Here is a 10,480-nt window from a genome sequence, read left to right on the forward strand (position 1 = left end):
GCGCTTCAATATTGCGTCGAGGTTAGGTCAGGCAAACCGGCCACGCAAGGGTGTTCGGTCACGTTTCGATATCGAGCGAGGCGCCGAAGGCCTGGGTGAGCCGGGCCTTCCCCAGCCTGGACCACGGCGATCGATACCGGGTTTGATCTGCGTGAAGCTTTCTGGACCAGCACCTTTCCCCGCGTCGGCGGGCACTGCCGGGGTTGACACTCCGGCCGGGAAGATGGGACTTTCGAAGCGCTTCGATCCGGGCGGGTCGCGCGCCTCTGGCGTCACCATGGCGTTACGAACGGTCGGGGCCACGACAGGCCGGCCTCGCGCACCGGGGTGCCGCCGCTGGTCCGCAGCCTGCCTGCCCTCCACCGCATCCTTCGCTGGGAAGGTCGTGTCGCTCCGTGAACGCCGTGCCTGATTCGGATGGGCCCTTCACCACCGGCCCTTTCCCGTCTGTCGCCGATCCGGCCGCCGGGGTTGCCGGACTGCTGGCGCGGCTGACCACCGCGGAGAAGATCGCTTTTCTGCATCAGCACCAGCCCGCCGTCGAGCGGCTGGGCCTGGCGGCGTTCCACACCGGCTGCGAGGTGCTGCACGGTGTGGCGTGGATCGGCCGGGCGACCGTGTTCCCGCAGGCGGTAGGTCTCGGCGCGACCTGGGACCGGGCGCTGCTGCGGCGGATCGGGCAGGCGGTGTCCACCGAGGTGCGCGCCTTCCGGCAGGACCCGCGCGCGGTAAAGGGCAGCGACGTGTACGAAAAGCACACGATGGTGTCGCTGAATGTTTGGGCGCCGGTGGTGAATCTGCTGCGTGATCCGCGCTGGGGCCGCAACGAGGAGGGCTACAGCGAGGACCCGTACGCCACCGCGCAACTGGCGACGGCCTATTGCCGAGGGCTGCGCGGCGACCATCCGGCGATCTGGCGCACGGCTCCCGTGCTCAAGCACTTCCTCGCCTACAACGTGGAGACGGACCGGGCCGCGATCGACGTGAAGGTGCCGGCGCGGGTGCTGCACGAGTACGAACTGCCGGCCTTCCGCGGGCCCGTCGAGGCCGGGGTGGTCGCCGGGGTGATGCCCGGTTACAACCTGACCAACGGCATCCCGAACCACGTCCACCCCCTGATCAATGACGTGCTGCGGGCGTGGAACCCGCGACTGGTGGTCTGCTCCGACGCGCAGGCGCCGTCGAACCTGGTGGAGATCGAGAAGTACTTCCCCTCGCATGTCGAGTCGCATGCGGCCGCGCTCAAAGCCGGCCTGGACAGCTATACGGACAACGACGCGGACTCGCTGCCGACGATCGAGCGGTTCACCGCGGCGCTGGAGCGGGGACTGATCACGCAGGCGGACATCGACGCGGCCGTCGGCCGGGTGCTGGCGATGCGGGCCCGGACCGGCGAGTTCGATCCCGGAAACGACCCCTACGCCGGTATCGGCGCGGACGTGGTGGCGTGCGAGGCGCACGCCGCGCTGGCGTTGGAGGCGGCGAAGTCCTCGATCGTGCTGCTGAAGAACGCCGGCCGGGCGCTGCCATTGGCCCCGAGCACCGGCTCGGTCGCCGTCATCGGGCATCTCGGAACGCGCGTGATGACCGACTGGTACAGCGGAACGCTGCCTTACGCGGTCAGCATCGCGGACGGCCTGCGTACGCGGTGCGGTGCGGAAGCGGTCACCGCCGTGGACGGCGCCGACGTGGTCCGGCTGCGCTGCGGGAGCCGGGAGTTCGGTCGGTTCCGGCACCACGACTGGGGTACCAGCGTGCAGTGCCCGGTACCGGTGCACACGTTCCAGTCCGTCGAGAACGGCAGATACCTGACGCTGACCGGAGAGGGCGATCGCGCGGTGACGGCCGCCGCGGCGACGCCGGACGGCTGGTTCGTCAAGGAACTGTGGGAACTACACCCCGCGGGCGAGGCCGCCGATGACCGGGTACTGCTGCGCTCGAACGCCGAACACAGCCGCAAGTTCGTGCGCGTAGACGAGAACGGGGACCTCGTCGCCGACGCCGAGTCGGCCGCGCAGGCGGCCCGCTTCAGCCTCGATCCGCTCGCCTCGGGGGTGCACGAGGCGGTGGCCGCGGCCGGAGCGGCGCGGCGCGCGATCGTGGTGGTCGGCAACGACCCGCACATCAACGGCCGAGAGACGATCGACCGCGACGGGCTCTCGCTGCCGCGGCAGCAGGAGACGCTGCTGCGCGCGGTGTGCGAGGCGAACCCGGACACCGTCGTGGTGGTGGTGTCGAGTTACCCCTACGCGATGGACTGGGCGGCCGAGCACGTGCCCGCGATCCTGTGGACCTCGCACGGCGGCCAGGAACTCGGCAACGCGGTCGCCGAGGTCCTGGTCGGCGAGCACAACCCCGCCGGGCGGCTGCCGCAGACCTGGTACGCCGCGGACGCGGTGCTGCCGGACCCCGGCGACTACGACGTGATCGGCTCGCAATGGACGTATCAGTACTCTCAGCGCCCGCAGCTGTTCGCGTTCGGGCACGGCCTGTCCTACACCTCCTTCGCTTACAGCAACCTGGTCGCGACCGTCGCGCACGTCGCGCACGACGCGCACGACGCGCACGACGGATCGACCGCGGAGCCCGGCATCGGCGCGGCGCCCGAGTCGAATCCGGTGGATGACTCCGACGGGCCATGCGAGTCGTACACCGTGACCGTCGAGGTGACCGTGACCAACACCGGCGCTCTCGCCGGCGAGGAGGTGGCGCAGCTCTACTCGCGCGCGCTCGACGCCGAGATGCCGACGCCGCTGCGCAAGCTCCAGGGCTTCGAGCGGATCCGGCTGGAACCGGGCGAGTCGCGCACCGTCCGCTTCGAGGTGCCCGGGATCCGGCTGGCGCACTGGTGCGAGCGGGAAGGCTGCTTCGTCGGCGAGCCGGGCGACCACGAGTTCGCGGCCGGCGGCTCGTCCGCGAGCCTCGCGGCGCGGGTGACCGTGCCCTGCGGCGAGGCGGTCCGGCGCTATCGGTGAACCGCCTTCGCCGAACCGCCGCGCGCGGGACCGGGGCGGCTGTCGGGCCGCGGCTACACGTAGAACCGGGAGACCGTCTGCGCCACCGCCGCGGGTTTCTCAGTGCCCTGGATCTCCACCTGCGCCGTCACCGTGACCTGCACGAAGTCCGCCTGCTGGTCGACCTGCTCGACCGTCATGACGGCCCGCACCGCCGAGCCGACCCGCACCGGGTTGATGAAACGCACCCGGTTCAGGCCGTAGTTGACGCCCATGCGCACGCCCTCGACCCGGTAGATCTCGGTGAGCAGCGCGGGCAGCAGCGAGAGCGTCAGGAAGCCGTGCGCGATGGTCGAACCGAACGGCCCGTGCTTCGCGCGCTCCTCGTCGACGTGGATCCACTGGTGGTCGCCCGTCGCGTCGGCGAACCGGTTGATCCGGTCCTGGTCGATCACCAGCCAGTCGCTCGCGCCGATCTGCTCGCCGACCGCCTCGGCCAACTCGGCCGGGTTCGCGAACACCCTCACCGGTCGGCCCCGCCGTTGACGTGCAGCGTCTGGCCCGAGATGAACGAGGACTCGTCCGCGGCCAGGAAGGCGACCGCCGCCGCGATGTCCTCGGGCGTGCCGACCCGGCGCACCGGGGTGGCCTGCGCGGCGGCCTCGCGGAACGCCGCCGGGTCGAAGCCGACCCGGCGGGCCGTGGCGTCGGTCATGTCGGTGGCGATGAAGCCGGGCGCGACCGCGTTGACGTTGATCCCGAAGGGGCCGAGCTCGATCGCCAGCGTGGCGGTCAGACCCATGATCGCGGCCTTGGACGCGGAGTAGTTGGCCTGGCCGCGGTTGCCGAGCGCGGAACGGGAGGAGAGCGAGACGATCTTGCCGTACTTCTGGGCCACGAAGTGCTTCTGGCACTCCCGGGACATCAGGAAGGCGCTGCGCAGGTTCACCGCGATGACCGTGTCCCAGTCCTCGTCGGTCATCTTGAACAGCAGGTTGTCGCGGGTGATCCCGGCGTTGTTGACCAGGATGTCGATGTGCCCGTACTGCCCGGCGACGGCCGCGACCGCGGCCTGTACGTCAGTGCTCTTAGACACGTCCGCGCCGACGGCGACGGCCCGGCCGCCGTCCTTCGCGATCTGATCGACGGTGTCCTGCGCGCGTTCCGCGGTCAGGTCCAGCACCGCGACCGCCGCGCCCTCGCCCGCCAGCCGCCGCGCGATCGCCGCGCCGATGCCCTGCGCCGCACCGGTCACGATCGCGACTCTGTCCTCGAACCGACTCATCTTCGACTCCTTATTCGCTCGTTCGATCCACCTGCCCGGCGCCCGCTTGGCCGGCCGCCGGGCGCCCTCGTCAGACGGCTTCCAACAGCACCGCCGTGCCCTGGCCCACTCCGACGCACATGGTGGCCAGGCCGCGGCGCAGTCCCTCGCGGCGCATCCGGTGCGCGAGCGTGGTCACGATGCGCGCCCCCGAGCAGCCGAGCGGATGGCCCAGCGCGATCGCACCGCCGTCCGGGTTGACCCGCTCGGGGTCGATCCCGAGCCCGTCGACGACGGCGAGCGACTGCGCGGCGAACGCCTCGTTCAACTCGGCGGTGTCGAGGTCCGCGACGCTCCAGCCGGCGCGGGCGAGCACCTTGTGCGTGGCCGGGATCGGGCCGACGCCCATGACGTCGGGATGCACGCCCGCCGACGCGCCCGCGACGTACCGGGCCAGCGGTTCGACGCCGAGTTCGGCCAGGCCCCGCGCCGAGGCGAGCACGAGCCCGGCCGCGCCGTCGTTGAGCGGGGAGGAGTTGCCGGCCGTGACGCTGCCGTCGTTGCGGAACACCGGTCTGAGCGCCGCGAGCTTCTCCAGGCTCGTGTCCGTCCGGATGCCTTCGTCGGCGCCGACGACGGCGCCCCGCGACGTGGTCACCTCGATCAGTTCGTCCTTGAACCGTCCCGCGTCGCGCGCCGCGGCGGCCCGCTGATGGCTGCGCAGCGCGAACCGGTCCTGCCGTTCCCGCCCGATGCCGTATCTGGTCGCCACCTCCTCGGCCGTCTCGCCCATCGCCAGCAGGCCGTGCAGCTGCGTCATCAGCGGGTTGACGAGGCGCCAGCCGAGCCGGGTGTCGGCCAGCTCCATTCGGGGCGGCAGTGCCTCGTCGGCGCGGGGCAGCACGAAGGGGGCGCGCGTCATCGACTCCGAACCACCGGCGATGACGATGTCCGCTTCGCCCGCGGCGATGGTCCGCGCGGCGACGGTGAAGGCTTCCAGGCCGGAGGCGCACAACCGGTTGAGCGTCGCGCCCGGCACCGAGTCCGGCAGCCCGGCCAGCAGCACCGCCATCCGCGCGACGTTGCGGTTGTCCTCGCCGGCCTGGTTCGCCGCGCCCCAGTAGACGTCGTCGACGCGCGCCGGGTCCAGCGCCGGCAGCCCGCGCATCAGTTCCCTGATCACGGTGGCGGCCAGGTCGTCGGGCCGCACCGAGGCCAGCGCGCCGCGCAGCCGGCCTATCGGCGTGCGCCGGGCCGCGGCCAGGTACACGGTAGTCATTGCTCTTACTCCCAGTCTTTCGATACCCGGTGCCGGCCGCAGGGCTGGTGTCCCGCGCCGGAAATCCGCCGTGAAAATCGGCCCCCGCATCCCGCCTGGCCGCGTTGCCGAAACACCCACAGACGACCCACTGCGTTGATCGAGCACCGCGAGGGTGTTCCGGCGCCTTGCCAGCCGGGCGCGGATGACCGGACGCGCGCAGCCAGGTCGAGCAGAGTCATGCGACGGATTTCCAGCGCGGGACACTAGGCGATCGCGTTGACGCCGGTGTGCGCGCGGCCGATCAGCAGCTTCTGCAACTCGCTGGTGCCCTCGTACAGCGTCATGACGCGGGCGTCGCGCACGAGCTTGCCGACCGGGTACTCGTCGATGTATCCGTAGCCGCCGAAGATCTGGAGCGCGTTGTTCGCGGCGCGCACCGCCGCCTCGCTGGCGAACAGCTTCGCCATGGACGACTCCTGGGCGAACGGCTGCCCGCGGTCGATCAGGTCCGCGACGCGCCAGGTCAGCAGCCGCGCGGCGGCCACGTCGGTGGCGATGTCCGCGATCAGCTCCTGCACCAGCTGGTGGTGCGCGATCGTCTTGCCGAACTGCACCCGCTCCGTGGCGTGCCGTACCGCGTGCCGAAGGGCCGCCTCGGCGATGCCAACGCAGCCGGCCGCGACCGACATGCGGCCCTTCGCCAGCGCCGACATGGCTACCGAGAACCCCCTGCCCTCCTCGCCGAGCCGCGCCGAGTCCGGCACCCGAACCGCGTCGAAGGTCAGCTGCGCGGTGGCCTGGCCGCGCAGCCCGAGCTTGCCGCGGATCTCCCGCCGCCCGACGCCCGCCGACTCCAGCGGCACCAGGAAGGCGGTGACGCCGCGATGGCCCGGCCCGCCGCTGCGCGCGAACAGCAGCGCCACGTCGGCCCACGTGCCGTTGGTGATGAACATCTTCGTGCCGGTCAGCACCCAGTGCTCGCCGTCGCGCACGGCGCGCATGGCCAGGTTCGCGGCGTCGGTCCCGGTGTCCGGCTCGGTCAGCGCGAAGCAGCCGAGCGCGTCGCCGGAACACAGCCGGGGCAGCCAGGCGCGTTTCTGCTCCTCGGTGCCGTGCGCGTCGATCGACTTGGCGACCAGGCCGAGCGTGACCGAGACGATGCCGCGCACGGCGGAGTCGCCGCGGCCGAGTTCCTCCAGCGCCAGCACGTACGCGAAGTGGTCGCCGCCGCTGCCCCCGTGCTCCTCGGGGATGGTCAGGCCGAGCAGTCCCAGCTCGGCGAGCCGCTTGATCACGCCGCGGTCCACGCTTTCGGCGCGATCCCACTGCGCGGCGTGCGGGACGATGTGCCGGTCGGTGAAGTCCGCGACCAGCCGCCGCAGCGCCGCGTGCTCCTCGTCGAGCGCGAGATCCATTCCGGCCGAACCCTTCGACGCGCGAAAACTTGCAGTGCTAGTTTTGCCTGACTGTACCCAACCACAGCCGGTCCCGGAAGAGAGGTGACCAGCGTCACCATGGCCAGGCCGAAGTCCCCGCTGCTGAGCCGGGAACGGATCGTGGCCGCCGCACTCGCCCTGGTCGACGTGCACGGCCTGGCCGCGCTCTCCACGCGGCGGCTGGCGACGCGGCTCGGGGTGAGCGGCCCTTCGCTCTACAACCACTTCGCGACGAAGGACGACCTGCTCGAAGCGGCCGCCGACGCGGTGATCGCGCGGGTGGACATCACGCCGCTGGGCGCGCGGCCATGGCCGGAGGCACTGCGGGCCTGGGCGACCTCGTACCGGCGGGCGCTGGCCGAGCACCCCAATCTCGTGCCGGTCGCGACCCAGGGGCCAGGCCGCCGCCCGCACGCGCTGCGGATGGCCGACGCGGTGTACGGCGCGCTCGTCGAGGCGGGCTGGCCGCCGCGCGAGGCGACCCGTATAGGAGCACTGATGCGCTACTTCGTGGTCGGCGCCGCGAGCGGCTCGTTCGCGGGCGGGTTCGTCGACGACCCGGCGCTGTACGGAGCGCACTACCCGCACCTGACCGACGCGCACCGGCTCCAGGCGCACCGCCGGGAGGTCGACGAGGGCGCGTTCGAGACCGGGCTCGACGCACTTGTGGCAGGGCTCGAACTACGCTTCGCCCGGCTGCGCGAGCGCTGACCGGCCTCTGCGGAAAGACGGGCCGGGCGGCTCAGCCGAGTTGCCGCCGGATGTCCATCAGGTGGTGTTGCGCCTCGTGCACCGTGTGCAGCGCGACCCAGGCCAGCGAGCGCGGCGCCGGTTCCGGGAACGGGTAGACGACCTCGCGTGCCCAGTCGCCGGCGTCGAGACGGTCGAGCACGCCGCCGAACAGCAGCGCCGCGTCGCACAGTTGCCGGGCGACGTCCTGCGGGTCCTGCGACGCGTAACCGTCGTTCTCGACACGCTCCTGGCGCCCCATCGGCGCCAGTTCCAGCCTGCCGCCGTCCCACCCGGCGCGCCGCGCGGCCAGCAGCCGCTCCCGCTGCACCAGGAACACGTCCCGCAGGTGGCAGCCGTACTCGAGCGGCGACCAGACCCCCTGCCGCGGCCGGGTGCGCAGATCCGGCCCGTCGGCCCGTAGCAGCCAAGCGACCTCGGCCGCCAACTCCCGTGCCGACCGCGCCGCCGACGCCGCGTCACCGAGGTCGTAGACGAAGCCGCACTCAGCACACTCTTCCCACTCCACGCTCGCATGCTAATGGTTGCGCGGCCGCCCCTCGCCCCGTTCGCCGTCCCGCCCGGCAACCCGTCGATCACGAGCGCGCCGACCGCCGGGTCCGGCGCGGCATACAGTGTGCCTGTGATGGCGAACGGCAGTCCGGTGGCGGCCAACGGCGGCGCAGGTCAGGTGCGGGCCCTCGTGGTCGAGGACGACCCGGGCATCGCACGGTCGATGGCGCGCGGACTGGCCGGGGCCGGGTACGAGGTGCAGGTCGTGGGTACCGGCGCCGACGCGCTGGCGGCCGAGCCCGCCGACGTGGTGCTGCTCGATCTCGGGCTGCCGGACGCCGACGGGGTCGAGGTGTGCCGCAGCCTGCGCGAACGCTGCGACGCGGCGATCATCGTGGTGACCGCCCGCGGCGAGGAGGGCGACCGGGTCGTCGCGCTGGACGAGGGCGCGGACGACTATCTGGTCAAGCCGTTCGGACTGGCCGAACTGCTGGCGCGGATCCGGGCGGTGCTGCGGCGCGTGCGGCCGAGCGGCCCGGCGGTGTTCGTGCACGGCCCGATGACGGTCGATCCGCGCGCCCACCGGGTGACGGTCGACGGGGCCGAGATCGCGCTGACCCCCAAGGAGTTCGACATCCTCGAATGCCTGGCCGCCGACCCGGGCCGCGTCGTCACCCGGCAGGAACTGCTCGAACGCGTCTGGGACGCCAACTGGTACGGACCGACGAAGGTCCTGGACGTGCACGTGGCGGCGCTGCGGCGCAAGCTGGGCGTGCCGGGCCTGGTCGAGACGGTGTACGGGCGCGGATTCCGGCTCGGCGAGTCGGCATGAACCGCGCACCGCTCGATCCGAACGCGGGCGCGGCCGCATGAGCCGCGTGCCGCCCGGCGTGAGCTGAGCGCCGTGTCCCGACGCATCGCCATGACCTTCGCCGCGCTGATCGCGGCCCTGCTCGTGCTGGCCGTGGTGCCGGTCGGCGTCGCGGTCGACGCGAAGGAGCGCGAATCGTTCAGGTTCGACGCCATCTCGGCCGCGCGCCAGGTGTCCGCGAGCGCGGAAGAGTACCTGGTGGACCACCACTCGCCCGACTCGATGAACAAGGCGCTGGCGGAGACCGCGGAACACGGCGACTGCGTCGCGGTGTACAAGGCCGATGACACCCTGTTGTCCTCCGCGGGCTGCCCGCAGGCCACCGACTCGCAGGCCCGCGCGCTGATCGCGGCCGTCCGCGCCACCCGCGCGGACGAGCTGGAGAGGACCGCGCAGGACGGCGGCTGGCTCCAAGCCGCGGTGCCGATCTCCGACAGCGACAAGTACTCCGGCACGGTGGTGTTCGCGCGCTCCTCCGACGAACTCGACGACCACATCGCGGTGCTGTGGGTCTGGCTGGGGTTGACCGGCCTCGGGGTGCTGGCCCTCGGCGTGGTGCTCGCGCTGCGCCTGGCCCGCTGGGTGTCCCGGCCGCTGAGCGGGCTGGGCAGCGCGGCCGCGCGGCTCGGCGACGGCGACCTCGATGTGCGCGCGGAAACCCGACACGGCCCCGCGGAGGTGCGCGCCCTGGCCGCGACCTTCAATCGGATGGCCGAGCACACGCAGACGCTCGTGCACGGCCACCGCGCCTGGGTCGCGGATGTCTCCCATCAGCTGCGCACCCCGCTCACCGCGCTGCGGTTGCGCCTGGACGTGCTGGCCGGCGAGTCGCAGGGGGAGACCGCCGTGGAACTGGCCGGGGCGCTGGAGGAGATCGCCCGGCTCTCCCGGCTGGTCGACGGGCTCCTCGCGGTCGCCAGGGCCGAGGGGCGGGTACCGCGGCGCGAACCGGTGGACGTCGGCGCGGTGGCCGCGGAGCGGGTCGCGGCCTGGGAACCGGTGGCCCGGGAGCGGCGGATCGAGCTGGTACCGGCCGGGGCGGCCGCGGGCCCCGGCGCGGCCGGACCCGGCGCGATGGCCCGCCTGGGCCCCGGAGACCTGGAGCAGATGCTCGACAACGTGCTGGCCAACGCCCTGGAGGCGGTCCCGGACGGCGGCCGCGTGCTGGTCACGGTGGCCCGCGCGGACCGGCGGGTCCTGCTGCGCGTCATCGACAACGGGCCGGGCATGGACGAGCAGGCCAAGCAGGTCGCGTTCCACCGCTTCGCCAACGCCGGGGCGCGCGGCAGCGGACTGGGGCTGGCGATCGTGCACCGCCTGGTCAACGCGGACGGCGGATCGGTGCGGCTGACGGACAGCGCCGGCGGCGGCCTGACCGTGGAACTCGACCTTCCATCAGAGTCCTGATATACCTGGCGAGCCACGCCGGCCGTCGGCCCCGAGCCCGAGCCC

Annotated in this window: 9 protein-coding genes; 4 read left to right on the forward strand and 5 right to left on the reverse strand. The window is 72.5% G+C overall.

Annotated features, from left to right (window positions below):
- Positions 1-395: 395 nt before the first annotated feature.
- Complete coding sequence (locus KGA66_RS18750) at positions 396-2,975, forward strand: beta-glucosidase family protein (RefSeq protein ID WP_312886980.1); 2,580 nt, start codon at positions 396-398, stop codon at positions 2,973-2,975.
- A 53-nt stretch (positions 2,976-3,028) separates the two neighbouring features.
- Here KGA66_RS18750 and KGA66_RS18755 read toward each other — a convergent pair whose 3' ends face one another.
- The 4 genes from KGA66_RS18755 to KGA66_RS18770 all read right to left on the reverse strand — a co-directional run bounded on the left by KGA66_RS18755 (position 3,029) and on the right by KGA66_RS18770 (position 6,894).
- Entirely contained in the window at positions 3,029-3,481 is a 453-nt protein-coding gene (locus tag KGA66_RS18755; protein WP_211469459.1) for a MaoC family dehydratase, read from the reverse strand.
- The gene (gene fabG / locus KGA66_RS18760; RefSeq protein ID WP_211469460.1) at positions 3,478-4,239 is read right to left on the reverse strand and encodes a 3-oxoacyl-ACP reductase FabG; all 762 of its coding nucleotides are present in this window, start codon (positions 4,237-4,239) and stop codon (positions 3,478-3,480) included. The genes KGA66_RS18755 and fabG overlap by 4 nt, the downstream gene beginning before the upstream one ends.
- Before the next feature lie 70 nt (positions 4,240-4,309).
- Positions 4,310-5,497 (reverse strand): thiolase family protein, encoded by a 1,188-nt coding sequence (locus KGA66_RS18765; RefSeq protein WP_211469461.1) that lies wholly within the window; start codon positions 5,495-5,497, stop codon positions 4,310-4,312.
- Between the two features lie 245 nt (positions 5,498-5,742).
- Positions 5,743-6,894, reverse strand: coding sequence for an acyl-CoA dehydrogenase family protein (locus tag KGA66_RS18770; RefSeq protein ID WP_211469462.1), 1,152 nt, complete (start codon positions 6,892-6,894; stop codon positions 5,743-5,745).
- Between the two features lie 99 nt (positions 6,895-6,993).
- Here KGA66_RS18770 and KGA66_RS18775 point away from each other — a divergent pair, with 99 nt between their 5' ends.
- The gene (locus KGA66_RS18775; protein WP_246508087.1) at positions 6,994-7,626 is read left to right on the forward strand and encodes a TetR/AcrR family transcriptional regulator; all 633 of its coding nucleotides are present in this window, start codon (positions 6,994-6,996) and stop codon (positions 7,624-7,626) included.
- 31 nt (positions 7,627-7,657) lie between these two features.
- Here KGA66_RS18775 and KGA66_RS18780 read toward each other — a convergent pair whose 3' ends face one another.
- Positions 7,658-8,173 (reverse strand): DinB family protein, encoded by a 516-nt coding sequence (locus KGA66_RS18780; protein WP_211469464.1) that lies wholly within the window; start codon positions 8,171-8,173, stop codon positions 7,658-7,660.
- A 117-nt stretch (positions 8,174-8,290) separates the two neighbouring features.
- Here KGA66_RS18780 and KGA66_RS18785 point away from each other — a divergent pair, with 117 nt between their 5' ends.
- Together KGA66_RS18785 and KGA66_RS18790 are read left to right on the forward strand one after the other, a co-directional pair.
- Positions 8,291-8,989: a response regulator transcription factor gene (locus KGA66_RS18785; protein WP_211469465.1), complete on the forward strand. Its 699-nt coding sequence runs from the start codon at positions 8,291-8,293 to the stop codon at positions 8,987-8,989.
- Positions 8,990-9,061: 72 nt separating this feature from the next.
- The gene (locus KGA66_RS18790; protein WP_211469466.1) at positions 9,062-10,435 is read left to right on the forward strand and encodes a sensor histidine kinase; all 1,374 of its coding nucleotides are present in this window, start codon (positions 9,062-9,064) and stop codon (positions 10,433-10,435) included.
- Positions 10,436-10,480: the final 45 nt, after the last annotated feature.

Source organism: Actinocrinis puniceicyclus, assembly GCF_018283645.1.
Taxonomy (GTDB): domain Bacteria; phylum Actinomycetota; class Actinomycetes; order Streptomycetales; family Catenulisporaceae; genus Actinocrinis; species Actinocrinis puniceicyclus.